The 24508-nt window shown below is 61.1% G+C and carries 23 protein-coding genes and 1 pseudogene; 16 read left to right on the plus strand and 8 right to left on the minus strand.

What is annotated here, in order from left to right; translation table 11 throughout:
* Nucleotides 1–56: 56 nt before the first annotated feature.
* The gene (locus tag AB4N47_RS24465) at nucleotides 57–635 is read right to left on the minus strand and encodes a DUF6436 domain-containing protein (RefSeq protein ID WP_024014714.1); all 579 of its coding nucleotides are present in this window, start codon (nucleotides 633–635) and stop codon (nucleotides 57–59) included.
* 99 nt (nucleotides 636–734) lie between these two features.
* Between AB4N47_RS24465 and bipL the strand changes: the two are divergent.
* Nucleotides 735–1681: pseudogene (gene bipL / locus AB4N47_RS24470) on the plus strand (phospholipase BipL).
* Nucleotides 1682–1785: 104 nt separating this feature from the next.
* Here bipL and AB4N47_RS24475 read toward each other — a convergent pair.
* A complete protein-coding gene (locus AB4N47_RS24475; RefSeq protein WP_341638129.1) occupies nucleotides 1786–2517 on the minus strand; it encodes a DUF2059 domain-containing protein in 732 nt (243 codons plus the stop codon).
* A gap of 108 nt (nucleotides 2518–2625) precedes the next feature.
* On the opposite strand from AB4N47_RS24475, the gene AB4N47_RS24480 reads away from it, so the two are divergent.
* Together AB4N47_RS24480 and AB4N47_RS24485 are read left to right on the plus strand one after the other, a co-directional pair.
* Entirely contained in the window at nucleotides 2626–3258 is a 633-nt protein-coding gene (locus AB4N47_RS24480) for a 2OG-Fe(II) oxygenase (protein WP_137214345.1), read from the plus strand.
* Nucleotides 3259–3260: 2 nt separating this feature from the next.
* The gene (locus tag AB4N47_RS24485) at nucleotides 3261–3746 is read left to right on the plus strand and encodes a 2-thiouracil desulfurase family protein (protein WP_341638128.1); all 486 of its coding nucleotides are present in this window, start codon (nucleotides 3261–3263) and stop codon (nucleotides 3744–3746) included.
* A 230-nt stretch (nucleotides 3747–3976) separates the two neighbouring features.
* On the opposite strand, the gene AB4N47_RS24490 is transcribed toward AB4N47_RS24485, so the two are convergent.
* Nucleotides 3977–4540: a transporter substrate-binding domain-containing protein gene (locus AB4N47_RS24490; RefSeq protein ID WP_024014709.1), complete on the minus strand. Its 564-nt coding sequence runs from the start codon at nucleotides 4538–4540 to the stop codon at nucleotides 3977–3979.
* Between the two features lie 135 nt (nucleotides 4541–4675).
* Here AB4N47_RS24490 and AB4N47_RS24495 point away from each other — a divergent pair, with 135 nt between their 5' ends.
* A complete protein-coding gene (locus tag AB4N47_RS24495; protein ID WP_024014708.1) occupies nucleotides 4676–5101 on the plus strand; it encodes a DUF4399 domain-containing protein in 426 nt (141 codons plus the stop codon).
* Nucleotides 5102–5221: 120 nt separating this feature from the next.
* Here the strand turns inward: AB4N47_RS24495 and serA are convergent, their stop codons facing one another.
* Nucleotides 5222–6451, minus strand: a complete 1230-nt coding sequence (gene serA / locus AB4N47_RS24500) for a phosphoglycerate dehydrogenase (protein ID WP_024014707.1) — start codon at nucleotides 6449–6451, stop codon at nucleotides 5222–5224.
* Between the two features lie 205 nt (nucleotides 6452–6656).
* Here serA and AB4N47_RS24505 point away from each other — a divergent pair, with 205 nt between their 5' ends.
* The 4 genes from AB4N47_RS24505 (at nucleotide 6657) to AB4N47_RS24520 (ending at nucleotide 11015) form a co-directional block, all read left to right on the plus strand.
* Nucleotides 6657–8051 (plus strand): FAD-binding oxidoreductase, encoded by a 1395-nt coding sequence (locus AB4N47_RS24505; RefSeq protein WP_341638127.1) that lies wholly within the window; start codon nucleotides 6657–6659, stop codon nucleotides 8049–8051.
* Nucleotides 8052–8092: 41 nt separating this feature from the next.
* Nucleotides 8093–8758: a fumarylacetoacetate hydrolase family protein gene (locus tag AB4N47_RS24510; protein WP_024014705.1), complete on the plus strand. Its 666-nt coding sequence runs from the start codon at nucleotides 8093–8095 to the stop codon at nucleotides 8756–8758.
* 298 nt (nucleotides 8759–9056) lie between these two features.
* Nucleotides 9057–9980: an SdiA-regulated domain-containing protein gene (locus AB4N47_RS24515; protein ID WP_341638126.1), complete on the plus strand. Its 924-nt coding sequence runs from the start codon at nucleotides 9057–9059 to the stop codon at nucleotides 9978–9980.
* Nucleotides 9981–10097: 117 nt separating this feature from the next.
* Nucleotides 10098–11015, plus strand: a complete 918-nt coding sequence (locus tag AB4N47_RS24520; protein ID WP_123441766.1) for an SdiA-regulated domain-containing protein — start codon at nucleotides 10098–10100, stop codon at nucleotides 11013–11015.
* A 141-nt stretch (nucleotides 11016–11156) separates the two neighbouring features.
* Here the strand turns inward: AB4N47_RS24520 and rpiA are convergent, their stop codons facing one another.
* Entirely contained in the window at nucleotides 11157–11831 is a 675-nt protein-coding gene (gene rpiA, locus AB4N47_RS24525; RefSeq protein WP_007913886.1) for a ribose-5-phosphate isomerase RpiA, read from the minus strand.
* A gap of 317 nt (nucleotides 11832–12148) precedes the next feature.
* Here rpiA and ilvA point away from each other — a divergent pair, with 317 nt between their 5' ends.
* Together ilvA and AB4N47_RS24535 are read left to right on the plus strand one after the other, a co-directional pair.
* Complete coding sequence (gene ilvA, locus AB4N47_RS24530) at nucleotides 12149–13663, plus strand: threonine ammonia-lyase, biosynthetic (RefSeq protein WP_071172186.1); 1515 nt, start codon at nucleotides 12149–12151, stop codon at nucleotides 13661–13663.
* A gap of 41 nt (nucleotides 13664–13704) precedes the next feature.
* On the plus strand, nucleotides 13705–14118 hold the full coding sequence (locus AB4N47_RS24535; protein WP_056786263.1) for a DUF2269 family protein: 414 nt from the start codon (nucleotides 13705–13707) through the stop codon (nucleotides 14116–14118).
* A gap of 105 nt (nucleotides 14119–14223) precedes the next feature.
* Here AB4N47_RS24535 and AB4N47_RS24540 read toward each other — a convergent pair whose 3' ends face one another.
* Complete coding sequence (locus tag AB4N47_RS24540; RefSeq protein ID WP_130900345.1) at nucleotides 14224–14880, minus strand: histidinol-phosphatase; 657 nt, start codon at nucleotides 14878–14880, stop codon at nucleotides 14224–14226.
* A gap of 143 nt (nucleotides 14881–15023) precedes the next feature.
* On the opposite strand from AB4N47_RS24540, the gene AB4N47_RS24545 reads away from it, so the two are divergent.
* Together AB4N47_RS24545 and ptsP are read left to right on the plus strand one after the other, a co-directional pair.
* Nucleotides 15024–15503: an RNA pyrophosphohydrolase gene (locus AB4N47_RS24545; RefSeq protein ID WP_003229203.1), complete on the plus strand. Its 480-nt coding sequence runs from the start codon at nucleotides 15024–15026 to the stop codon at nucleotides 15501–15503.
* Between the two features lie 22 nt (nucleotides 15504–15525).
* A complete protein-coding gene (gene ptsP / locus AB4N47_RS24550) occupies nucleotides 15526–17805 on the plus strand; it encodes a phosphoenolpyruvate--protein phosphotransferase (RefSeq protein WP_024014698.1) in 2280 nt (759 codons plus the stop codon).
* A gap of 209 nt (nucleotides 17806–18014) precedes the next feature.
* Here the strand turns inward: ptsP and AB4N47_RS24555 are convergent, their stop codons facing one another.
* On the minus strand, nucleotides 18015–18761 hold the full coding sequence (locus tag AB4N47_RS24555) for an NRDE family protein (RefSeq protein ID WP_341638125.1): 747 nt from the start codon (nucleotides 18759–18761) through the stop codon (nucleotides 18015–18017).
* 130 nt (nucleotides 18762–18891) lie between these two features.
* Here AB4N47_RS24555 and AB4N47_RS24560 point away from each other — a divergent pair, with 130 nt between their 5' ends.
* The 3 genes from AB4N47_RS24560 (at nucleotide 18892) to AB4N47_RS24570 (ending at nucleotide 21591) form a co-directional block, all read left to right on the plus strand.
* Nucleotides 18892–19674, plus strand: a complete 783-nt coding sequence (locus AB4N47_RS24560; RefSeq protein WP_041476853.1) for a sulfite exporter TauE/SafE family protein — start codon at nucleotides 18892–18894, stop codon at nucleotides 19672–19674.
* A 79-nt stretch (nucleotides 19675–19753) separates the two neighbouring features.
* On the plus strand, nucleotides 19754–20569 hold the full coding sequence (gene lgt, locus AB4N47_RS24565) for a prolipoprotein diacylglyceryl transferase (protein WP_016772683.1): 816 nt from the start codon (nucleotides 19754–19756) through the stop codon (nucleotides 20567–20569).
* 50 nt (nucleotides 20570–20619) lie between these two features.
* Nucleotides 20620–21591 carry a thymidylate synthase gene (locus tag AB4N47_RS24570; protein ID WP_041476852.1) on the plus strand — a complete coding sequence of 324 codons (972 nt, stop codon included), beginning with the start codon at nucleotides 20620–20622 and terminating at the stop codon, nucleotides 21589–21591.
* Nucleotides 21592–21716: 125 nt separating this feature from the next.
* Here AB4N47_RS24570 and cadR read toward each other — a convergent pair whose 3' ends face one another.
* Complete coding sequence (cadR, locus tag AB4N47_RS24575) at nucleotides 21717–22166, minus strand: Cd(II)/Pb(II)-responsive transcriptional regulator (protein ID WP_016772685.1); 450 nt, start codon at nucleotides 22164–22166, stop codon at nucleotides 21717–21719.
* Nucleotides 22167–22250: 84 nt separating this feature from the next.
* Between cadR and AB4N47_RS24580 the strand changes: the two genes are divergently transcribed.
* A complete protein-coding gene (locus AB4N47_RS24580) occupies nucleotides 22251–24506 on the plus strand; it encodes a heavy metal translocating P-type ATPase (protein ID WP_341638124.1) in 2256 nt (751 codons plus the stop codon).
* Nucleotides 24507–24508 lie beyond the last annotated feature (2 nt).

Consider the following 24508-nt stretch of genomic DNA (forward strand, 5'->3'; position numbering starts at 1 on the left):
ATTTAGCACAGAGCATCTGTGCGGTGCAGCGCTGTCCTTGAAAAGTCCGGAATGCCTTACTTCGCGTCCGCCGGCCACGGGCAATAACACCCCACCGCCAGCGTGTGCGTGGCATTGACCGGGCGATCTTCCGTCAGCGCATGCAGGATCGGTTCGATAAAGCTGTTGCTGGAGTTGCAGGTCAGGCCTTCGCTGTACGGGCCGAAGTAGGCGAGTTTGCCGCTGCGATCCCAGATCGCCACGGCGGGGCTGGCGGGGATCTGTTCGGCGCCGGGCAGGACGATGATGGTTTTCAGGCTGGCGAGGGTGGCGGGCAACTGGCCGTGGCTGCCGGGCTTTTGCACGGCGAAGAACTCCACGCCGCGAGGGCCGAACTGTTCGACCATCTCGCTCAGGTGCTGTTGATTGCCGACGTTGCATGGGCAGGCCGGGTCCCAGAAGTGCACCAGGCGGATATTGCCCGGCCCGGCGAGGTTGTCCGGCAGGCGCAGCGGGTCGCCGGAAAATACCGCCGTATGTTCGCTGAACGCGCGCAGATAGCGGCCCTGAAACCAGTCATACGCCGCCCACAGCACCCCGGCGCAGATCAGCGCGAGCAGGCTGGCGAACAGTGCGGTGCGGTAGGGCGAACGCATGGTTTTCGATCCTCGAAAGGCCGGCTAGCTTGCCATGTCTGCCTCTACAGATGAATATCGCAGGCCGATAAAGTCCGTTTACCGCTTTGGAATGTGCGCATGCCTGATACTTTCGAGCCCGATCATTTACGCGCGAGCCTCAAGCCATTGGCCGAGTGGCAGCCGTTATCGGATGAGGCGAAGGCTTATCAGCGCTTCTACAAGACCGACTTCGCCGAGCGCGATGTCTGGCGCGGCATGGGTCGTTTCGAAGTCGATGGCTACGAGCTGGTCAGCCATTGCTGGTGGCCGGAGAAGGTCAAGGCGACGCTGTTTCTGCTGCACGGTTACTACGATCACATCGGCCTGTACCGGCATGTGATCGAATGGGCGCTGGATCAGGATTTCGCCGTGATTGCCTGCGACTTGCCGGGCCATGGTCTGTCGAGCGGGCCACGGGCGAGCATTCGTGATTTCTCTGAATACCAGGATGTGTTGCAGGCGCTGTTTGCTGAAGCGAACTCGATCGCGCTGCCGCAGCCTTGGCATTTGTGCGGGCAAAGCACCGGTGGCGCGATTGTCGTCGATCATCTGCTCAACCATGGTGAGAACAGCCCGGCGCAGGGGCAAGTGATTTTGCTGGCGCCGTTGGTGCGGCCGAGGGCGTGGGGCTGGTCGCAGTTGAGTTATTACCTGCTGCGGCCGTTTGTACGCGGGGTCGCGCGACGCTTCAGCGAGAACTCCAACGATCCGGATTTCCTGCCGTTTCTGCAGGCCGATCCGTTACAGCCAAGGCGCCTGCCGACCAAATGGGTGGGCGCGCTGTCGCGCTGGATCATCCGCGTCGAGCACGCGAAAAAAGTCCGCGACGGCCGCTGATCATTCAGGGGCAGGCGGACATGACTGTCGACTGGCAGCACAATCTGCAGGTGTTGAAATGGAAGTTCGACCGGCCGCAGATACTGCTGTTGGCCGAGGCACGGCATCACCTGGCCAATGAAACGGCGGAGATGCGTGAGGAGTATTTCGAATTCTTGAGCAAGCGGATCAGGGGGCGGAATCTCTAGTGCCTGGGAGGGCCTCTTCGCGAGCAGGCTCGCTCCCACAGGGGAATGCGTTACAACTGTGGGAGCGAGCCTGCTCGCGAATGCGATCTTTCAGGTAACGAACATCACTGGCCGACCGCCAACCCCGCCCGAATCGCCGCCAGTGCCGCCTGATAATAAGCCTTGCCCTCGGTCGACTCGGCAAACGTCGCAAACTCTTCCAGCTCTTCATCCGACAAGTCGCGATAGACATAGAGCAGCGTGTTGTTCAGATCGGCGCCGATCTGATCCATCAGCCGCTGGCGCTGACCGTTCAACATGCCCTGTGCCTGTCCACCGCCGAGCAATCCCGGGATCATCGAACTCAAGCTGTCCGCCGCTACGCCGGCAATCGCCAGACTGACCTCGGCGCCAGCCTCACGGGCCGGCAAGGCTTGCGCCAAGTGGCCGATGATCAGCAAGCGACTGTCGCTGGCCTGCATCTTCGGCAGACCCTGGGCGTTTTTTGCCAATTGATCGCGGCGGGTCGCCAGCAGTTCGGCGGCGACGATTTTCTTGCCCAGCGGTGACTGGAAGAAGGTCAGCGCCGGTTTAGGGTCGGCGAGTTTCTGCCGCAGTTGCGCTTCGGCACGCTCATCCATGGCCTGCGCGGCAAAGCGTTGATTGCTGTTGTTGACCAGCGCCTGAAATACCGCAGGCGGCAGGCTGTTCTGATAGCGCTGCTGGGCGGCGCTCAGGGCATCATTGAAATGCGCGCGTTGTTCTGGCCAGCCGGCGACCTTGTACAACTGATCGTGGCCGTCCGCCCAGGCGGGCAATACGCAGAACATCAACAGTGAAAAAAGCAAACGGCGCATAGGGACTCCTGTCAGCAGCGGACTATTGTCCGTGCGGTGCCGGTACTTGTCGAGAATTCGTAGCAAGGCGCTGCGTGGCTCTGTCGGATTTATCGCCGTCGGCATACTATGCGCGCCATGCCGATATCCTCTGAACACCCGCTGCTGTTACGCATTGTCGACGACCTGGCCGAACACGGCTGGTCGCAGCAGAACATCTTCCTGCCCGCCGATCTGACCCGGGCGCTGGCGGCCGAGTGCCGTAAACGTGAAGCCGAAGGTGAGCTGGCGCCGGCGGCGGTCGGACGCGGGCCGTTTTCGGAGATTCGCGAGGGTATTCGCGGCGATCACATCCAGTGGATCGACCCGGGTCAGGCCGACGCCACTGACCGCTACCTGAGCCTGATGGACAGTCTGCGCGAGGCACTTAATCGTGGCTTGTTTCTGGGGCTTGAGGATTTCGAATGCCATTTCGCCCTGTACCCGCCCGGCGCGTTTTACCTCAAGCACGTTGATCGCTTTCGCGATGATGACCGGCGCATGGTCTCGGCCGTCATCTACCTCAACGAGGCCTGGTTGCCGGAGGACGGTGGCCAGTTGCGCATGTACCTGGGTGATGAGCGCGTGCATGACGTACAGCCGACCGGCGGCTGTCTGGTGGTGTTTCTCTCCGGCGAAGTGCCCCACGAAGTGATGCCGGCCCATCGCGAGCGGCTGTCGCTGACCGGCTGGTTCCGTCGGCGTGGCAACGAGCCGTTCTGAACATGGAAAAGATCCTGGTCAGTCGCTGCCTGCTGGGCCATCGCGTGCGCTATGACGGTGGCGCGAGCGGGCCGTTTGATCTGCTTGAGCAATGGATCGAAGAAGGGCGCGTAGTGCCGTTGTGTCCGGAGGTGGCCGGTGGATTGCCGACGCCGCGGGCGGCGGCTGAGATTCCTGGCGGGCAGGGCGGTGAGGTGCTGGATGGCGCTGCTGCTGTAATCACTACCGATGGCGAGGATGTCAGCGCGCAGTTTCTCGAGGGGGCGCGGCAAGCGCTGGAACTAGTGCAAAAGCACGGCATTCGGGTGGCGGTGCTCAAGGCCAACAGTCCGTCTTGCGGGAGCCTGCTGACGTATGACGGCACGTTCAGCGGGGTCAAGGTCAATGGCGAAGGGGTGACGGCGGCGTTGCTCAAGCGTCATGGGGTTCGGGTTTTCAGTGAGCTTGAGCTGGCTGAGGCGGCGGTGACTCTGGCGGCTTTGGACTGATCCGCCATTGTTGCCCTCACCCCAGCCCTCTCCCGGGGGGAGAGGGGGCCGACCGAGGTGTCTGGCGCTGTCCATCGACCTGAAAGACCTTGGCGACCAGGGATTCGACAAAGCCATGATCAGTCGATTTCGGATTCGGTATAGCAATCCCAAGTCGGCGTACCTCAAAAGCATCCCCGGATCAGTTCCCTCTCCCTCCGGGAGAGGGTTAGGGTGAGGGTGAGGGGCTCTTACGGTTTCAACCACTTCTCGGACAGCGCCGCCAACCGCCCATCCGCCTTGATCCGTTCCAGCGCGCTCTTGAGGCTGGCCTGAAACGCCGGATTACCCTTCTGAAACGGTATCGCCAATTCTACCGGCGCCGCCGCTTTCGGCTTCTCTTCGGTCAATGCCTGCACCAGCACCATCGGCCGCGGCGTCTCGTCCTTCTTCGCCAACAACTGCCCATCAACCTCGCCGTACGGCTCGCTGAAGTCGAAACGATCCTTGAGTTCGGGTGTCAGTGCTATGTGGTTGAGCGCGACGTCGTACTTGCCGCTTTCAACGCCCTGGAGCAGGTCGCCCTCGTCGGTGACGATGAAGTCGGCGCGTACATCCAGTTCGTTGGCGATCAGTTGCCCAAGCTCGACCTCGAACCCCGTGAGGGTGTCGCCCTCCTTGTAATTGAAGGGCGGTGTATTAGCCTCAAGGGCTATGCGCAGCTCGCCACGGTCGTTGACGTCATCAATCAGTTCGGCGTGAGCCAGCGGGCTCAGAAGGGGTAGCAGGCAGATCAGGCCAGGCAGCAGGCGCATGGTCACTCCTTTGAAATCATTATCGCGACGCTCTGATTCAGGCTCGCTTTGCTATGGTTGTCGAGTGCCTTCGACAACGAATGGTCATGAAGTTGTCATGACCGTGCGGATTTTACGGAAAAACTGGAGAAGAAAATGAAAAGCTTTTTGTCACGTGCAGCGTTGGCCGGTGTGCTGATGGGTGTTTCGGTGCTGGCCAGTGCGGCGACACCGGCGCCGAAGGATGCTGAAGTGTTCATCGTTTCTCCCGAGGACGGCGCTACCGTCTCGCAGGAATTCAAGGTCAAGTTCGGCGTCAAGAACATCGCGCTGGCCCCGGCGGGTGACACCACCAAGAACACCGGCCACCATCACCTGCTGATCGACGTCGACGACCTGCCGGCCGAAGGCGCGCCGATCCCGACTGACGCCCATCACATGCATTTCGGCAAGGCGCAGACCGAAGCCACGATCAAACTGGCCCCGGGCAAACACACCTTGCAACTGATCCTCGGCGACAGCGGCCACATGCCGTTCGACCCATCGATCGTTTCGGAAAAAATCACGGTCAACGTGAAATAAAAAAAGGGAGCCCTTCGGGGCTCCCTTTTTTATTCAGCTTCAAGTGGCTAGCTGCAAGCGGCAAGTAAAGGCAAAAGCGCTTTTCACTTGCCGCTTGTGGCTTGAAGCTCGCAGCTGCTGTTAGAACAGCACCCGGCTACGGATAGTACCGTTGACGTGTTGCAGCTTCTCTTGCGCCAGCTCCGAGTATTCGGCGTCGACGTCGATTACCACGTAGCCAACCTTCTCGTTGGTCTGCAGGAACTGACCGGAGATGTTGATGCCGTTTTCGGCGAAGACCTTGTTGATCTCGCTCATCACACCCGGGATGTTCTCGTGGATGTGCAGCAGGCGGTGCTTGCCAGGGTGAGCCGGCAGGGCCACTTCCGGGAAGTTGACCGACGACACCGAAGTACCGTTGTCGCTGTACTTGACCAGTTTTTCTGCCACTTCCAGACCGATGTTGGCTTGCGCTTCGGCGGTCGAGCCACCGATGTGCGGGGTCAGGATCACGTTGTCGAGGCCACGCAGCGGGCTTTCGAACTCTTCGTCGTTGGAGCGTGGTTCCACCGGGAACACGTCGATGGCCGCGCCGATCAGGTGCTTGTCCTTGATCGCGTCCGCCAGGGCGTCGAGTTCGACCACGGTGCCGCGTGCGGCGTTGATCAGAATGCCGCCCTTCTTGATGGCACGGATTTCCTTCTCGCCGATCATCCACTGGGTGGCCGCAGTTTCCGGGACGTGCAGGGTCACGATGTCGGACATGCCCAGCAGCTCGTGCAGGTTGTTGACCTGTGTGGCGTTGCCCAGCGGCAGCTTGGTCACGGTGTCATAGAAGAACACTTGCATGCCCAGGCCTTCAGCCAGCACCGACAGCTGCGTGCCGATCGAGCCGTAGCCGACGATGCCCAGCTTCTTGCCACGGATCTCGAACGAGTTGGCGGCGGACTTGATCCAGCCGCCACGGTGGCAGGATGCATTCTTCTCAGGGATGCCGCGCAGCAGCAGGATCGCTTCGGCCAGTACCAGCTCGGCTACGGAACGGGTGTTGGAGTACGGTGCGTTGAACACGGCGATACCGCGCTCGCGGGCCGCACTGAGGTCAACCTGGTTGGTGCCGATGCAGAAACAGCCGACCGCGACCAGTTTCTTCGCGTGATCGAAGATCTCTTCGGTCAGTTGCGTGCGCGAGCGAATGCCGATGAAGTGAGCGTCTGCAATCTTTTCCTTGAGCTGGGCTTCCGGCAAGGAACCAGTCAGGTATTCGATGCTGGTGTAGCCCGCCGCCTTGAGGACGTCGACAGCCGATTGGTGGACGCCTTCGAGAAGAAGGAACTTGATCTTGCTCTTATCGAGAGAAGTCTTGCTCATCTGCGTAAACCTGTATCCCGGAGAAAAATGGCAGGGAGGGAGCAGCCTGGAGCTGACCCGCACGGCAACAAAGCCGTCACCGCGGATCTGGCCTTGGGCACTGTCCTGCGGGGTCGGTATGCTAGCATAGCCACCCCGCTAAACACTCATTCCTGCGACGTGAAGCGTTCTCAGGATGACCATGAATTGTTCGAGAGTTCTGTCGATGACCAATCCTGCGCTGATTGATGAACTGAAGACCCTGGTTGAGCCTGGCAAAGTCCTCACCGACGCCGACTCCCTGAACACTTACGGCAAGGATTGGACCAAGCATTTCGCGCCGGCACCGAGCGCCATCGTGTTTCCCAAGACCATCGAGCAAGTGCAGGCCGTGGTGCGTTGGGCCAACACCCACAAGGTCGCACTGGTCCCGTCCGGCGGGCGCACCGGGTTGTCCGCCGCTGCGGTGGCGGCCAAGGGCGAAGTGGTGGTTTCGTTCGATTACATGAACCAGATTCTCGACGTCAACCTCACCGACCGCACCGCCGTGTGCCAGCCGGGTGTGGTCACTGAGCATCTGCAGAACGTCGCCGAGGAAAACGGCCTGTACTATCCGGTCGACTTCGCCTCGGCGGGTTCCAGCCAGATTGGCGGCAATATCGGCACCAATGCCGGCGGGATCAAAGTGATTCGCTACGGCATGACCCGCAACTGGGTGGCCGGCATGAAAGTCGTCACCGGCAAGGGCGACGTGCTCGAGCTGAACAAGGACCTGATCAAGAACGCTACCGGTTACGACCTGCGTCAGCTATTCATCGGCGCCGAAGGCACCCTCGGTTTCGTTGTCGAAGCGACCATGCGCCTCGATCGCGCGCCGAAAAACCTCACCGCCATGGTCCTCGGCACCGCCGATTTCGATTCGATCATGCCGGTGCTGCATGCCTTCCAGGGCAAACTTGACCTGACCGCGTTCGAATTCTTCTCCGACAAGGCCCTGGCCAAGATCATGGGCCGTGGTGACGTGCCGGCGCCGTTCGAGACCCAGTGCCCGTTCTACGCCCTGCTGGAATTCGAAGCGACCACCGAAGAAGTGGCCAACAGCGCGCTGGAGACCTTCGAGCACTGCGTAGAACAGGGCTGGGTACTCGACGGCGTGATGAGCCAGAGCGAAACCCAGCTGCACAATCTGTGGAAGCTGCGCGAGTACATCTCCGAAACCATTTCCCACTGGACGCCGTACAAGAACGACATCTCGGTTACCGTCTCGAAAGTGCCGGCGTTCCTGCGCGAAATCGACGCGATCGTTGGCGAGCACTACCCGGATTTCGAAATCGTCTGGTTCGGCCATATCGGCGACGGCAACCTGCACCTGAACATCCTCAAGCCGGAAAACCTGAGCAAGGACGAGTTCTTCGCCAAGTGCGCCACAGTCAACAAGTGGGTGTTCGAAACCGTCGAGAAGTACAACGGCTCGATCTCGGCCGAGCACGGCGTCGGTATGACCAAGCGTGATTACCTGACCTACAGCCGTTCGCCGGCCGAGATCGAGTACATGAAAGCGGTCAAGGCAGTGTTCGACCCGAACGGCATCATGAACCCGGGCAAGATTTTCCCGGTTTGATCGGTAATCTCTGTTGAATCAATAAAGGCAGGAGTCGGTAAATGAGCTATCAGCACCAGTACGTCGACGGCACGCGCATCCACTTCCCGATCGGGAAAGTCGTGTGCATTGGCCGCAATTACGCCGAGCACGCCAAGGAACTGGACAACCCGGTGCCGACCGAGCCGCTGCTGTTCATCAAGCCGGGCAGTTGCGTGGTGCCGCTGGAAGGCGGGTTCAGCATTCCGACCGAGCGCGGTTCGGTGCACTACGAAGCGGAAATCGCCGTGTTGATCGGCAAGCCGTTGTCAACCAAGCCGAGCCGTGAAGAAGTCCTTGATGCGATCTCCGGTTTCGCCCCGGCGCTGGACCTGACCCTGCGCGACAAGCAGGCCGAACTGAAAGCCAAGGGCCTGCCGTGGGAAATCGCCAAATCGTTCGATGGTGCAGCGGTGATCGCGCCGTTCGTGGTCGGCAGCACCTTCGCTGACCTGACCGACATCGGCATCCGCCTGACCATCAACGGCGAAGTGCGCCAGGACGGCAACAGCAGCGCGATGCTCAACCCGATCGTGCCGATGATCCAGCACATGGCCGGCTGCTTCTCGCTGCAGGCCGGCGACGTGATCCTCACCGGCACCCCAGTGGGCGTCGGCCCGCTGAACGTCGGCGATGAAATCGTCCTCGAACTGCCGGGGGCGAGCAGCTTCAGCAGCAGCGTGCGCTAACCGCAGAACCCCTTGTGGGGGGTGAGCTTTTTGGTGAGGGGATTTATCCCCGGTGGCGCGCGAAGCGGGCCCCTTTTGATCTTAAAGAGGGGCCTGCTGCGCAGTCCAACGGGGATGAATCCCCTCGCCACAAGGGCCATTGAATATCTGAATGTGTTGCTGCTGGCAAATGCACACGGCAATCCCGCCATTTCCCGTTTTTTTCACATCCTCTCTGGATAATTTCCGCGATTCTGGCGTCTCAGCCGGCCTCTTTGTGCTATTACCCTTGGCCTGAATTTTCGGAACGCGTCCTTTGATGTCATCTCAAACTCAGCAAAAAACTACCCATCGTTCCCGCTTCGCTCTGCGCTGGTATGTCTGGCTGTTGCTGGTCATCGCGGCAGCCTATGGACTGGCGTTCGCCATGCACTGGGATGATCGCGGTGTGCTGTGGGTGCTGGAGCGCTTCGAGAGCAAGGCCGAGCAGAAGGAGAGTGTCTGGCTGCCGGATTATCAGGTGGTGATCGATGCCAAGCCGCTGCCGGGCATGGAAAAGGACGAAGCTTCGGATCTGGCCTATAACCCGCAGACCAAGACCCTGTTCGCGGTCATGGGCAAAAATCCGTTCCTGGCTGAGCTGACGTTGCAAGGCGACGTGCTGCGCAAGATGCCGCTGGTGGGCTGGAGCAATCCGGAAGGCCTGACGGTCATGGAAAACGGCCTGCTGGCGATTGTCGATGAACGTCAACACACGCTGTCGATCGTCAAGGTCGAAGCCGGTACCCGTGAGCTGAACATTGCCGACTTCCCGAAATACGACCTTGGGCCGTCGAAAGATCAGAACAAAGCTTTCGAAGCCATCACCTGGGATCCGCGCAACGAGCAACTTGTGCTGGGTGAAGAGCGCCCGCCGGCGCTGTTCACCTGGAAAAGCGACGGCAGCCAGACCCTGATCGGCGACAAGCAGAAGCTGGCCAGTGACGAGCTCGATATTCGCAACCTGTCGGCGCTGGCCGTCGATCCGCGCACTGGCCATCTGCTGGTGTTGTCCGCCGATTCGCACCTTTTGCTGGAACTGGACGAGAGGGGCGAGAAAGTCAGCTTCATGACGTTGCTTGGGAATTTCAATGGTCTGAAAGACACCATTCCCCGCGCCGAAGGCATGACCATGGACGAGGACGGCACGTTGTACATGGTCAGCGAACCGAACCTGTTCTACCGCTTCGAAAAACACCGGTAATTTTCCCTACGACAATCGCGGAATTGTGCGGTTGTCGTGGCAGGCAAGTGGCCATTAAGCTTCAGTTCAGACAGGCGTGATATTTCATCCGCCTGCCTTGAACCCGAGCCTGCCTGAATGCGTCGACTTGCCCGTCCCAAACCGCTGGTTATCCTTTTTTTGATGATTGCCCTGATCGCGTTGCTCGCGATCGGCCAATACCTGCGCCTGTTCGAGCGCGCCTGGTTCAACCTGCACACGCTGTGGCAACCGGTGAGCAGCGAGGCGATCGGCCTGGATCAATATCGGGTGGCCATCGAAGCGCGACCGATCGACGGGCTCGACGATGACGTCTCGGCGCTGACCTACGATCCGGTGCGCAAAAGCCTGTTCACCGTGACCAACAAGAATTCCGAACTGATCGAACTGTCGCTGGAAGGCAAGATTCTGCGGCGCATCGCCCTGGTGGGTTTTGGCGATCCGGAAGCGGTCGAATACATCAGCGCCGATACCTACGTGATCACCGACGAGCGTCAGCAACGCCTGATCAAGATCCACCTTGAAGCCGACACCACTTTTCTCGATGCCGAAGATGCCGAGCAAATGACCTTGGGCGTGCACATGGCCAGCAACAAGGGTTTCGAGGGGCTGGCTTACGACTCGGTGGGCAAGCGGCTGTTCGTGGCCAAAGAACGCGACCCGATGCTGATCTACGAAGTCCACGGTTTTCCGCACTTCAAACCGGACAAGACCTACGCGGTGCACGTGATCAACAACCCCAAGCGCGATGCCGGGATGTTCGTGCGTGATCTGTCGAGTCTGCAGTACGACGAACGCAGCGGGCACTTGCTGGCACTGTCGGACGAGTCGCGGTTGATTATCGAACTGGATGTCGACGGGCGCCCCTTGAGCACCATGTCGATCAGCGGCGGGCGTCAGGGTTTGCAGAAAACCGTGCCGCAGGCGGAAGGGATTGCGATGGATGATGACGGCACGTTGTACCTGGTGAGCGAGCCGAATCTGTTTTACGTCTTCAAGAAGCCCACACAAAACTGACCAACACCACAAAACACTGTGGGAGCGAGCCTGCTCGCGAATGCGGTTGGCCAGTCAATGAAGATGTTGGCTGAACAGGCGCATTCGCGAGCAGGCTCGCTCCCACAGGTTTATTTGTCTGGCCACGATTCGGGCAGTCTGTTACTCAGCCTTCAGGGTTTTCACGCCTTCACTGGTGCCCAGCAACAACAGATCCGCCGGGCGCGCGGCGAACAGGCCGTTGGTGACCACACCGACGATGGCATTGATCTGCGCTTCCAGCTCCACCGGGTTAGTGATCTGCAGATTGAACACGTCGAGGATGATGTTGCCGTTGTCGGTCAACACGCCTTCGCGGTACACCGGGTCGCCACCGAGTTTGACCAGTTGGCGGGCTACGTGGCTGCGGGCCATCGGGATCACTTCCACCGGCAGCGGGAACTCGCCGAGCACCGGCACCAGTTTGCTGGCGTCGGCGATGCAGATGAAGGTCTTGGCCACGGCGGCGACAATCTTCTCGCGGGTCAGGGCTGCGCCGCCGCCCTTGATCAGGTTCAGGTGCGCATCGCTTTCATCGGCGCCGTCGACGTAGAACTCCAGATCGCTGACGGTATTCAGCTCATACACCGGAATCCCATGGCCCTTGAGGCGCGCGGCGGTGGCTTCGGAGCTGGCGACTGCGCCATCGAACGCGCCCTTGTGCTGGGCCAGTGCATCAATGAAGCAGTTGGCGGTGGAGCCGGTGCCGACACCGACGATGCTCTTGTCGTCGAGTTTCGGCAGGATGAAGTCGACGGCGGCCTGGGCCACGGCCTGTTTGAGTTGATCCTGGGTCATGCGGGCTCCGGAAGCGGGCAAGGGTTGGGCAGAAAGGCCGGCATTATAGGCCTCGCGGTGGTAGAGGGGGAAACAAGCTGTGGTGAGGGGATTTATCCCCGTTCGGCGACGCAGTCGTCGTAAGATCTTGGAACGCGGTGTAACTGAAAAAATGCAGGGGAGCGCTTCGCACTCCAGCGGGGATAAATCCCCTCGCCACAACGGTGCTCACTCAAGAATGGGTTTCCAGACCCTAAAACCACCTGTTTAGTGTGGTCGCCTCGGCAAAAGGCGGGTTAGACTCGCTGGTCCCGCCCAATCGCCAGTGATGCTTTCCGATGCTCGAACAGTACGTCAAGAAGATCCTCACCTCGCGCGTTTATGACGTTGCCGTAGAAACCCCGCTGCAGAACGCTCGCCAGCTCTCCGAGCGGCTGGGCAACGACATCTGGCTCAAGCGCGAAGACTTGCAGCCGGTGTTCTCGTTCAAGATTCGCGGCGCCTACAACAAGCTGACGCAATTGAGCGACGAAGAGCGCGCCCGAGGCGTGGTCACCGCCTCGGCGGGCAATCATGCACAGGGTCTGGCGCTGGCGGCGAAAGTGTTGGGCGTCAAAGCCACCATCGTCATGCCCAAGACCACCCCGGAAATCAAGGTCGAAGGCGTGCGTTCGCGCGGCGGCAAAGTGGTGCTGCACGGCGACTCGTTCCCGGAAGCGCTGGCCTATTCGCTGAAACTGGTCGATGAAAAAGGCTACGTCTACATCCACCCGTACGACGATCCGCACACCATCGCCGGGCAGGGCACCGTTGCGATGGAAATCCTGCGTCAGCACCCGCAGCCTCTGGACGCGATTTTCGTCCCGGTCGGCGGTGGCGGCCTGATCGCCGGTATCGCGGCCTACGTGAAATACCTGCGTCCGGACATCAAGGTGATTGGCGTCGAACCGGACGATTCCAACTGCCTGCAAGCCGCGATGGCAGCGGGCGAGCGCGTGGTTCTGCCGACCGTAGGTATCTTCGCCGACGGCGTGGCGGTGGCGCAGATCGGCCAGTACACCTTTGAGATCTGCAAGGATTACGTCGATGAAGTGATTACTGTCAGCACCGACGAGATCTGCGCTGCAATTAAGGATATCTACGACGATACCCGCTCGATCACTGAGCCTGCCGGCGCGTTGGGCGTAGCCGGAATCAAGAAATACGTTGAGCAGCGTGGCGTCAGCGGCCAGACTTTCGTCGCCATCGACTCCGGCGCCAACGTCAACTTCGACCGTTTGCGCCACGTCGCCGAACGCGCTGAGCTGGGGGAAGGGCGCGAGGCGATCATCGCCGTGACCATCCCGGAAAAGGCCGGCAGCTTCAAGGCGTTCTGCGAAGCCATCGGCAAGCGCCAGATCACTGAATTCAACTACCGCTACAACACCGGCAGCGAAGCGCACATTTTTGTTGGCGTGCAGACTCACCCGGACAACGATCCGCGCAGCGCCTTGCTGGCGAGCCTGACCGAGCAGGGTTTTCCGGTCATCGACCTGACCGACAACGAGCTGGCCAAGCTGCACATCCGCCATATGGTCGGCGGCCGCGCGGCGCAGGTGGTCGATGAAGTGGTGCTGCGCTTCGAATTCCCGGAGCGCCCGGGCGCGCTGTTCAACTTCCTCAACAAGCTCGGCGGGCGCTGGAATATCTCGATGTTTCACTACCGCAACCACGGCGCAGCGGACGGCCGCGTGGTCGCCGGCCTGCAAGTGCCCCATGACGAACGTCATCTGGTGCCGGCGGCACTGGCGGAAATCGGCTACCCGTATTGGGATGAAAGCGACAACCCGGCCTATCAGCTGTTTCTTGGCTGAGCGGCTACGCTGATGGGCATGGATCTACGGAAGAGAACGACATGGAAACCCTGACCACCCTGAAAGTCCTTCACGTCGCGGCGACCGTGGTCATCCTCGCGAGCGGGCTGGGGCTCGCCGCCCTGACCTGGCGAAATCGCAGCGAAGGCCCGGCCAGTACGATGCGCCGTCCGTGGCTGTTCATCTGGTGTCTGATGCTGATCGGCATGCTCAGCATGCCTTTCACCGGCTGGTGGCTGGTACATCTGGTGGGCTGGCCATTGGGCCAATTGTGGATTCTGGGGTCCAGCGTGATCTATGCCGTGGCCACGTTCAGTGCGGTCTGGCTGCTGGTCCGGCTGGATCGGCTGTGGACAAGCGGGGTGGGCAACCGCACATTCAATCTGGCCCTGGCGATTGTCAGCGGCGTCGGGTTTGTCGCCATAGCGGCGTTGATGGGGGCCAAGCCGGTTTAAGGCTTGAGACCGAGTCGATCCCATTCGCGAGCAAGCTCGCTCCCACAGGAGATTTGTGAATGACACAGATCCAATGTGGGAGCGAGCCTGCTCGCGAAGGCGATATCAGTCGCGCAACGAAATCACCGGCCAGCCACGCTTCTCGGCCTCGGCCCGCAGATTCGGATCCGGGTCTACCGCCACCGGATTCGCCACCTGCTCCAGCAGCGGCAGATCATTCATCGAATCGCTATAGAAATAGCTGTCCTCAAGCGAATGCCCGGTCTCTTCCAGCCAGCGATTGAGGCGCGTGACCTTGCCTTCACGGAAACACGGAATGTCGGTGCTGCGCCCGCTGTAGCGGCCGTCGATCATTTCGCATTCGGTGGCAATCAGGGTTTCCACGCCCAGGCGCACGGCGATCGGTGCCGTCACGAAACGGTTGGTGGCGGTGATGATCACCAGTTTGTCGCCAGCGTCGCGGTGCTTTTTCAGCAGCTCCAGTGCCTTGGGCAGCACGATCGGCTCGATGCAGTCGCGCATGTAATCGCTGTGCCAGGCGTCGAGTACGGCCATTTCGGTGCGGCCGAGAATTTCCAGGCAGAAGTTCAGGTAGGCGGCGTTGTCCAGCTTGCCGGCCAGGTAATCCTGATAGAACTCGTCGTTGCGCGCCTTGTAGGCGATCGGGTCGAGGAAGCCGCGCTCGCACAGATAATCGCCCCAAGCGTGATCGCTGTCGCCGCCCAGAAGGGTGTTGTCCAAATCGAATAAAGCCAGGCGCATTGCAGTTACCCGCTGAAAAGTCAGTAAAAAGGCGACAAGAATACGGTCTTTTCACAAGAGTGCACATAAGGTAGGAACCTTCGTTGCCGCCTCATCAAGCTTTGTGGAACAATGCGGCGACATGCGTTTGCGAGGTTGTTGCCGTGATCGACCCCGATGGTTTCCGCCCCAATGTCGGGATCATTCTGACGAATGACGCCGGCCAGGTGCTATGGGCTCGCCGTATCAATCAGGACGCCTGGCAGTTTCCGCAAGGGGGGATCAACCCCGAGGAGACGCCGGAAGACGCCTTGTACCGCGAGCTGAACGAAGAAGTTGGCCTGGAACGTGAAGATGTTGAAATACTGGCCTGTACCCGAGGCTGGTTGCGCTATCGTTTGCCGCAACGCCTGGTGCGTACCCACAGCCAACCGCTGTGCATCGGCCAGAAACAGAAATGGTTTCTCCTGCGCCTGATCTCCAACGAGCAGCGGGTGCGGATGGATCTGACCGGTAAACCGGAGTTCGATGGCTGGCGCTGGGTCAGCTATTGGTATCCGTTGGGCCAGGTGGTGACATTCAAGCGCGAGGTGTATCGACGCGCTCTCAAAGAGCTTGCCCCGCGCCTTTTAGCGCGCGACTGACGACGGAGTTCGACCCCGAGCCATGCTCAATACGCTGCGCAAGATCGTCCAGGAAGTTAACTCCGCCAAGGATCTCAAGGCGGCGTTGGGGATTATTGTGTTGCGCGTCAAAGAGGCCATGGGCAGCCAGGTCTGCTCGGTCTATCTGCTTGATCCGGAAACCAATCGCTTCGTCCTGATGGCCACCGAGGGCTTGAACAAGCGCTCGATCGGCAAGGTCAGCATGGCCCCCAACGAGGGTCTGGTCGGTCTGGTCGGCACGCGTGAAGAACCCCTGAACCTCGAGAACGCTTCGGTTCACCCGCGCTATCGCTACTTCGCCGAAACCGGTGAAGAGCGTTACGCCTCGTTCCTCGGTGCACCGATCATCCACCACCGCCGCGTCGTCGGCGTGTTGGTCATCCAGCAGAAAGAACGCCGCCAGTTCGACGAAGGTGAAGAAGCCTTCCTCGTGACCATGAGCGCGCAGCTTGCCGGCGTAATCGCCCACGCCGAGGCCACCGGTTCGATCCGTGGTCTGGGCCGGCAGGGCAAGGGCATTCAGGAAGCCAAGTTTGTCGGCGTACCGGGTTCGCCGGGTGCTGCCGTCGGTACCGCCGTGGTCATGCTGCCGCCGGCGGACCTGGACGTGGTGCCGGACAAGACCATCACCGACATCAACGCCGAGCTGGCGCTGTTCAAGACCGCCATCGAAGGCGTGCGCGCCGACATGCGCGCCCTGTCCGCCAAACTGGCGACCCAGTTGCGCCCGGAAGAGCGCGCGCTGTTCGACGTCTACCTGATGATGCTCGACGATGCCTCGCTGGGCAGCGAAATCACCACGGTGATCAAGACGGGGCAGTGGGCTCAGGGCGCGCTGCGTCAGGTGGTCACTGAGCACGTCAACCGTTTCGAACTGATGGACGACGCCTACCTGCGCGAGCGCGCCTCGGACGTCAAAGACCTTGGCCGCCGTTTGCTCGCCTATCTGCAGGAAGAGCGTCAGCAAAACCTGGTCTACCCGGAAAAAACCATTCTGGTCAGCGAAGAGCTGACGCCGGCGATGCTCGGCGAGGTGCCGGAAGGCACGCTGGTCGGTCTGGTCTCGGTACTCGGTTCGGGTAACTCCCACGTCGCGATTCTGGCCCGGGCCATGGGCATTCCGACGGTGATGGGCCTGGTCGACCTGCCGTACGCCAAGGTCGACGGCATCGAAATGATCGTCGACGGCACCCGTGGCGAGGTCTACACCAACCCCAGCGAAGTGCTGCGCAAGCAGTTCGCCGAAGTCGTCGAAGAAGAGAAACAACTGGCGCTGGGCCTCGATACCTTGCGCGACCTGCCGTGCGTGACCCTCGATGGCCACCGCATGCCGCTGTGGGTCAACACCGGCCTGCTCGCCGATGTGGCGCGGGCGCAGAAGCGTGGCGCTGAAGGGGTCGGCCTGTACCGCACCGAAGTGCCGTTCATGATCAACCAGCGCTTCCCGAGCGAGAAGGAACAGCTGGCGATCTACCGCGAACAGCTCGCCGCGTTCCACCCGCAACCGGTGACCATGCGCAGCCTCGACATCGGCGGTGACAAGTCGCTGTCGTACTTCCCGATCAAGGAAGACAACCCGTTCCTCGGCTGGCGCGGCATTCGCGTGACCCTCGACCACCCGGAAATCTTCCTCGTGCAGACCCGCGCGATGCTCAAGGCCAGCGAAGGCCTGAACAACCTGCGGATTCTGCTGCCGATGATCTCCGGCACTCACGAACTCGAAGAAGCCCTGCACCTGATCCACCGTGCCTGGGGCGAAGTGCGTGACGAAGGCACCGACGTGCCGATGCCGCCGATCGGCGTGATGATCGAAATCCCGGCAGCGGTGTACCAGACCAAGGAACTGGCGCGGATGGTCGACTTCCTCTCGGTCGGCTCCAACGACCTGACCCAGTATCTGCTGGCGGTAGACCGCAACAACCCGCGCGTCGCCGACCTCTACGACTACCTGCACCCGGCGGTGCTGCAAGCCCTGCAAACCGTCGTTACTGACGCCCACGCCGAAGGCAAACCGGTGAGCATCTGCGGCGAGATGGCCGGTGATCCGGCGGCGGCGGTGCTGTTGATGGCGATGGGTTTCGACAGCCTGTCGATGAACGCCACCAACCTGCCGAAGGTGAAGTGGATGTTGCGTCAGGTGAACCTGAGCAAGGCGCAGGAGATGCTGGCGGAACTGATGAAGATCGATAACCCGCAGGTTATCCACAGCTCGCTGCAACTGGCGCTGAAGAATCTCGGGTTGGCGAAGATGAATTCGCCGGTGGTGACCAAGGCTCTCTAAAGATCAAAAGCCCCTCACCCTAGCCCTCCCGAAACGTCGGACCGCCCAGAGGGAGAGGGGACTGATTGGGGGATGCTGCAGAACTCCGTCGACCTGTAAGTGCTTTGCTGAATCCATAATCGACTCGATCTTTCAGGTCGATGTATACCGCAAGACACCTCGGTCGGCCCCCTCTCCCTCCGGAAGAGGGCTGGGGTGAGGGGCTGCTGTTAGACACAAACCTCAACTTCCCCGAGATGCCCGCCATACGGCCCAAAACTGCGCTCGACCATCTGCCGCGTCCCGTCTGCCTGCACGATCAACGCTGTACTCGCCCGCGTGCCATAACTCTGGCTGGCAATAAACACGCTCGACAACAACGACTCCGTCGCCATGCCTACCCCGGTATCCGGCAACTCCGCCTCGGGTGCGGTCTGCGCATCGCTCAGCAAGGCCAGCAACCGCTCAGGCTGAGGATCATCCAGCACCGCGCTCAACGCCGCCTTGGCCTTGAGCACTTTCGGCCACGGCGTATCCAGCCCCGCGTTGGATAACCCATAAACTCCAGGCTGCAACATCACCGGCTCTGACGCTCGTGCATTGAAGTGCCACAACTCATGGGCATTGCCCAGCAGCAGATTGAACCCGGCATATTCAGCGGCACGACCCACCACATCGCTCAAATAATCATCAATTGACAGATCAGCCGTGAGAAAACGCGCCACCAGCTCGCCTCGGGATTTGGTCGCGGGCGGCTGTTGCGGATCGCGGATATTGGTCAGCGCGGCGAAGCGTCCGTTGGCGCCGATCCCCAGCCAGGTGCCGCCAGCCTCAAGATCACGCCCGGCATGCACATGCGGCGCCTCGGGCCACGGCGCCAATGGCAGGCTGGGGCGGGCGTAGAACTCGTCGCGGTTGGCCGCGACGATCAGCGGCTGGGCATGGCCCGGGCGCCAGGCGAAAACAATCAGGCACATAAGGTGGTCCTTGTGTGTTTTTTGCCCACTCTACGCATCCGGCGTCCGTGCATCCATCGCCAGTGGAGCAGAAGGCTGCGCATCCGTTAACATGCCGCTCCTGTTTTGCCGATGCGTGCTGGAGACGGTCATGGAATTTCTGCTCTACCTAGCGCTCGGCGCCTGTGCGGGCGTGCTCGCCGGGCTGTTTGGCGTCGGCGGCGGGATCATCATCGTCCCGGTGCTGGTGTTCAGCTTCACCCTGCAGGGCTTCGATCAGTCGATCCTCACGCACCTGGCGGTGGGCACGTCGCTGGCGACGATCATATTCACCTCGGTCAACGCCGTGCGTGAACATCACCGCCGTGGCGCGGTGCGCTGGGCGATTTTTCGCTGGATGACCGTGGGCATTCTGCTCGGCGCCGGTTTCGGTGCGCTGACCGCAGAAGCCATCTCCGGGCCGAACCTGCAAAAGATCATCGGTGTGTTCGCTCTGGTGATCGCCGTGCAACTGGCGCTGGATGTCAAACCCAAGGCCAGCCGAACGGTGCCGGGCAAACTCGGTCTGACTGCCGCTGGTACGGTGATTGGCTGGGCCTCGGCGATTTTCGGCATTGGTGGCGGCTCGCTGACCGTGCCGTTTCTGACCTGGCGCAGCGTGCCGATGCAGCAGGCGGTGGCGACCTCGTCGGCCTGTGGCCTGCCGATTGCCTTGGCCAGCGCGTTAAGTTTCATGATTCTGGGGTGGCACGATCCGTTGTTGCCGGCCCATAGTCTCGGTTTTGTGTATTTGCCGGCATTGTTGGGCATCGCCCTGACCAGCATGGTCTTCGCTCGGCTCGGCGCGCGTCTGGCGCACAGGTTGTCGCCGCGCTTGCTGAAAAGGCTGTTCGCCGCTTTGCTGTTCTGCGTGGGTTTGAGCTTTCTGCTCTGACCGCGTGGCAATCCTGGCTTAATCCTGAGGTGGCAGCGTCGCCCGGGAATTTCGCTTTCAACTCTAACAAGGAGTCGCAATGCTGCCTTACCCGCAGATCGACCCGGTGGCCCTGGCCATCGGTCCGCTGAAAATCCACTGGTACGGTCTGATGTACCTGATCGGCATCGGCGGCGCGTGGCTGTTGGCGTCGCGCCGGCTCAACCGCTTCGACCCGACCTGGACCAAGGAGAAACTCTCCGATCTGGTGTTCTGGCTATCGATGGGCGTGATCGTCGGCGGCCGTCTGGGCTATGTGCTGTTCTATGATCTGAGCGCATACCTGGCCAACCCGACACTGATTTTCGAAGTGTGGAAGGGCGGCATGTCGTTCCACGGCGGATTTATTGGCGTGATGCTCGCGGCCTTGTGGTTCGGCAAGCGCAATGGCAAGTCGTTCTTCCAGTTGATGGACTTTGTCGCGCCGATGGTGCCGATCGGCTTGGGCGCCGGGCGCATCGGCAACTTCATCAACGCTGAGTTGTGGGGCAAGGCCACCGACGTGCCATGGGCCATGGTGTTTCCGCCGTTCAGCGATCCGGCGCAGTTGCCGCGCCACCCGTCGCAGCTGTATCAGTTCGCCCTCGAAGGCGTGGCGCTGTTCCTGATCCTGTGGATCTTCTCGCGCAAACCGCGCCCGACCATGGCGGTCTCCGGCATGTTCGCGCTGTTCTACGGCATCTTCCGTTTCATCGTCGAGTTCGTCCGCGTGCCTGATGCGCAGTTGGGCTATCTGGCGTGGAACTGGCTGACCATGGGCCAGGTGCTCTGCGTGCCGATGATTGTCGGCGGGCTGTTGCTGATCTGGCTGGCCTATCGTCGCGCCCCGGCAGCGCCGCTCGCGCCGACGGCTTAAACTACGAACCCCGGCGCGCGACGCCGGGGCTCCAAGGACACAGGTAACTCATGAAGCAATATCTCGAACTGGTCTCGCACGTCATTCAGAACGGCACCAAGCAGGCCAACCGCACCGGCATCAACACCATCAGTTTTCCGGGAGCGATGCTGCGTTTCGATCTGCAGGAAGGTTTCCCGGCGATCACCACGCGCAAAATGGCTTTCAAATCGGCCATCGGCGAGATGTGCGGCTTTCTGCGTGGCGTGAACAACGCCGCTGAATTCCGCGCGCTGGGCTGCAAGGTCTGGGACCAGAACGCCAACGAAAACGCGCAATGGCTGGCCAACCCGTTCCGTCAGGGCGACGACGACCTCGGTGAAATCTACGGCGTGCAATGGCGCAAATGGCCGGCGTACAAGCAGATCCCGCTGAGCAACACCGCCGCCATTGAACAAACCCTGGCCAACGGCTACAAGCAGATCGCTCAGGGCGAAGAAGACGGTCAGGCCTACGTCGTGCTGTACAAGGCGATCGATCAGGTGCGCCAGTGCGTCGACACGATCATCAAGGATCCGGGCAGCCGCCGCATTCTGTTCCACGGCTGGAACGTTGCCCAGCTTGATGAAATGGCCCTGCCGCCATGCCATCTGCTGTACCAGTTCCACCCGAACGTCGAGACCAAGGAGATCTCCCTGACTCTCTACATCCGTTCCAACGATCTGGGACTGGGCACGCCGTTCAACCTCACCGAGGGCGCCGCGCTGCTGAGCCTGATCGGGCGCCTGACCGGCTACACGCCGCGCTGGTTCACCTATTTCATCGGCGATGCGCACGTCTACGAGAACCACCTGGACATGCTCAACGAACAGCTCAAGCGCGAGCCGTTTGCCATGCCGAAACTGAAGATCTCCGATCGCGTGCCGGAGTTTGCCAAAACTGGCGTATATCAGCCGGAGTGGCTGGAATTGGTCGAGCCGAGCGATTTCTCGCTGGAAGGCTATGAGCACCATCCACCGATGACCGCGCCGATGGCGGTCTAAACCACACCGCAATATCCCTGTGGGAGCGAGCCTGCTCGCGAAGAGGGCGTGTCAGTCGCAGATGTGTCGACTGATACACCGCTTTCGCGAGCAGGCTCGCTCCCACATTTGGTTGTGTGTTGGGCTCAGTGGCCGTGGCTACGGCCGACGTGGGAATGCTCAACCTCCGTTGCAACAACCCCGCCACTGACTTCCAGCCGCTGCAAGATCCCGCATTGATCCGCCTCCGGCCCTTCGCCACAGCGTTGGCGCAGGTCGAGCAGTTGTGTCTGCAACGCCAATAACCCATCAATTCGCGCCTTCACGTGCTGAATATGTTCGTCGATCAGCGCATTGACGCTCTCGCACTGATCCTGCGGGCTGTCGCGCAGGGCGAGGAGGCTGCGGATTTCTTCGAGGGTCATGTCGAGGGTGCGGCAGTTGCGGATGAAGGTCAGGCGCTCGGCGTGGGCCTGGGTGTAGACGCGGTAGTTGCCGTCGCTGCGCGCCGGTTCCGGCAGGAGGTTTTCGCGCTCGTAGTAGCGGATGGTTTCCACCGCACAGTCGGTGAGTTTCGCCAGTTCGCCGATCTTCATGACGGCCATCTCCAAAAGGGTGCTTGACCCTATAGTGGCTACAGGGTCTTTACTTGGCAACAGGCACCTTCATGGACGCGACCAATGAGCGATTCCCTGCACACCCACAAGCCCGGCGACGGTCACGATCACAGTCATAAATTGCAGCCCGTGCATAAACATGCGCATGGCGGCGATGCCTGCTGCTCGTCAAAAGCCGCCGCACCTGCGCGAGTGCAATTGAGCGAAAAGACCAGCGCCGACGCGCGCCTGAGCAGCTTCCGCATCGAGGCGATGGACTGCCCGACCGAGCAGACGCTGATCCAGAACAAGCTCGGCAAACTGGCCGGCGTGCAGCAGCTGGAATTCAATCTGATCAACCGCGTGCTTGGCGTGACCCACAATCTGCCGGGCACCGAGCCGATCACCGAGGCGATCAAATCCCTCGGCATGCACGCCGAGCCACTCGAGGCGGGTGTCGACGCGCCGGCCCCGGCTGCGGTGAAAAAGCACTGGTGGCCACTGGCGCTGTCCGGCCTGACCGCGCTGGGCGCCGAAGTCATCCACTTCACCAGCGCTGCCCCCGACTGGGTGGTGGCGATTGTTGCGCTGGTGTCGATCCTCAGCGGCGGCCTCGGCACTTATAAAAAGGGCTGGATCGCCCTGAAGAACCGCAACCTCAACATCAATGCGCTGATGAGCATCGCCGTAACCGGCGCGATCCTCATCGGCCAGTGGCCGGAAGCGGCGATGGTGATGTTCCTCTTCACCGTCGCCGAGCTGATCGAAGCACGCTCGCTGGACCGCGCGCGCAATGCGATCAGCGGCCTGATGCAGATGACCCCGGAGCAGGCCACGGTATTGCAGGCCGACGGTAATTGGCGCGAACAAGAGGTGAAAAGCGTCGATCTTGGCGCCCGCGTGCGGGTGAAACCCGGCGAGCGCATCGCGCTGGATGGCGCGGTGGTCAGCGGCAGCTCGACCATCGACCAGGCGCCGATAACCGGTGAAAGCCTGCCGGTGGAAAAAACTGTCGGCGATAAAGTCTTCGCTGGCACCATCAATCAGGCCGGCTCGCTGGAATACACGGTGACCGCTGCGGCGAACAACTCAACGCTGGCGCGGATCATTCACGCCGTCGAACAGGCCCAGGGCGCGCGGGCGCCGACGCAGCGTTTCGTTGACCAATTCTCGAAAATCTACACCCCGGCGGTATTCGTCTTCGCCTTGGCCGTGGCGATCATCCCGCCGTTGTTCATGGGCGCGGTGTGGTTCGACTGGATCTACCGCGCGCTGGTGCTGCTGGTGGTGGCCTGTCCGTGCGCACTGGTGATTTCCACCCCGGTGACCATCGTCAGCGGCCTCGCGGCGGCGGCGCGCAAGGGCATTCTGGTCAAGGGCGGCGTGTATCTGGAAGGCGGCTTCAAGCTCGATTATCTGGCGCTGGACAAGACCGGCACGATCACCCACGGCAAACCGGTGCAGACCGATTACCTGTCGCTCGAGCCGACCGCAGACGCCACGGCACCGGCCATCGCCGCCGCGCTGGCCGGGCGCTCCGATCACCCGGTGTCGCTGGCGATTGCCAGTGCCGCTGTGGATAAAAACTTCGCCGCGCTGACTGTGGATAACTTCGCCGCGCTAGGCGGGAGGGGCGTCAAAGGTGATATCAACGGCAAGACCTATCACCTGGGCAATCATCGTCTGGTCGAAGATTTGGGCCTGTGCTCGCCGCAGCTGGAAGAAAAGCTGTTCGCGCTGGAAAAACAGGGCAAATCCGTTGTGCTGCTGCTCGACAGCGCAGGCCCACTGGCGCTGTTCGCCGTGGCCGACACGGTCAAGGAAACCAGCCGCGAAGCGATTCGTCAGTTGCATGAACTCGGGGTGAAAACCCTGATGCTGACCGGCGACAACGTCCACACCGCGCAAGCGATTGCCGCCCAGGTCGGGATCGACGAGGCGCGCGGCGACTTGCTGCCGACCGACAAGCTGCAAGCCATTGAAGATCTGTACAAGCAGGGCCACCGGGTCGGCATGGTCGGCGACGGCATCAATGACGCCCCGGCATTGGCCCGTGCCGAGATCGGTTTCGCCATGGCCGCCGCCGGCACCGACACCGCGATCGAAACCGCCGATGTCGCCCTGATGGACGACGATCTGCGCAAGATTCCTGCGTTCATCAGCCTGTCGCGCAATACCGCGAGCATCCTCAAACAGAACATCGCACTGGCGCTGGTGATCAAGGCGATCTTTCTTGCGGTAACCTTCGCCGGGCTCGCCACCATGTGGATGGCGGTATTTGCCGATATGGGCGTGAGCCTGCTCGTGGTGTTCAACGGTTTGCGCCTGCTGCGCAAATAAAC

The organism is Pseudomonas sp. S3_G06 (assembly GCF_054667565.1).

Coding starts and splice junctions, on each gene's coding strand:
- AB4N47_RS24465 (WP_024014714.1), bottom strand. CDS start 635: ATGCGTTCGCCCTACCGCACCGCACTGTTCGCCAGCCTGCTCGCGCTG.
- AB4N47_RS24475 (WP_341638129.1), bottom strand. CDS start 2,517: ATGCGCCGTTTGCTTTTTTCACTGTTGATGTTCTGCGTATTGCCCGCC.
- AB4N47_RS24480 (WP_137214345.1), top strand. CDS start 2,626: ATGCGCGCCATGCCGATATCCTCTGAACACCCGCTGCTGTTACGCATT.
- AB4N47_RS24485 (WP_341638128.1), top strand. CDS start 3,261: ATGGAAAAGATCCTGGTCAGTCGCTGCCTGCTGGGCCATCGCGTGCGC.
- AB4N47_RS24490 (WP_024014709.1), bottom strand. CDS start 4,540: ATGCGCCTGCTGCCTGGCCTGATCTGCCTGCTACCCCTTCTGAGCCCG.
- AB4N47_RS24495 (WP_024014708.1), top strand. CDS start 4,676: ATGAAAAGCTTTTTGTCACGTGCAGCGTTGGCCGGTGTGCTGATGGGT.
- serA (WP_024014707.1), bottom strand. CDS start 6,451: ATGAGCAAGACTTCTCTCGATAAGAGCAAGATCAAGTTCCTTCTTCTC.
- AB4N47_RS24505 (WP_341638127.1), top strand. CDS start 6,657: ATGACCAATCCTGCGCTGATTGATGAACTGAAGACCCTGGTTGAGCCT.
- AB4N47_RS24510 (WP_024014705.1), top strand. CDS start 8,093: ATGAGCTATCAGCACCAGTACGTCGACGGCACGCGCATCCACTTCCCG.
- AB4N47_RS24515 (WP_341638126.1), top strand. CDS start 9,057: ATGTCATCTCAAACTCAGCAAAAAACTACCCATCGTTCCCGCTTCGCT.
- AB4N47_RS24520 (WP_123441766.1), top strand. CDS start 10,098: ATGCGTCGACTTGCCCGTCCCAAACCGCTGGTTATCCTTTTTTTGATG.
- rpiA (WP_007913886.1), bottom strand. CDS start 11,831: ATGACCCAGGATCAACTCAAACAGGCCGTGGCCCAGGCCGCCGTCGAC.
- ilvA (WP_071172186.1), top strand. CDS start 12,149: ATGCTCGAACAGTACGTCAAGAAGATCCTCACCTCGCGCGTTTATGAC.
- AB4N47_RS24535 (WP_056786263.1), top strand. CDS start 13,705: ATGGAAACCCTGACCACCCTGAAAGTCCTTCACGTCGCGGCGACCGTG.
- AB4N47_RS24540 (WP_130900345.1), bottom strand. CDS start 14,880: ATGCGCCTGGCTTTATTCGATTTGGACAACACCCTTCTGGGCGGCGAC.
- ptsP (WP_024014698.1), top strand. CDS start 15,526: ATGCTCAATACGCTGCGCAAGATCGTCCAGGAAGTTAACTCCGCCAAG.
- AB4N47_RS24555 (WP_341638125.1), bottom strand. CDS start 18,761: ATGTGCCTGATTGTTTTCGCCTGGCGCCCGGGCCATGCCCAGCCGCTG.
- AB4N47_RS24560 (WP_041476853.1), top strand. CDS start 18,892: ATGGAATTTCTGCTCTACCTAGCGCTCGGCGCCTGTGCGGGCGTGCTC.
- lgt (WP_016772683.1), top strand. CDS start 19,754: ATGCTGCCTTACCCGCAGATCGACCCGGTGGCCCTGGCCATCGGTCCG.
- AB4N47_RS24570 (WP_041476852.1), top strand. CDS start 20,620: ATGAAGCAATATCTCGAACTGGTCTCGCACGTCATTCAGAACGGCACC.
- cadR (WP_016772685.1), bottom strand. CDS start 22,166: ATGAAGATCGGCGAACTGGCGAAACTCACCGACTGTGCGGTGGAAACC.
- AB4N47_RS24580 (WP_341638124.1), top strand. CDS start 22,251: ATGAGCGATTCCCTGCACACCCACAAGCCCGGCGACGGTCACGATCAC.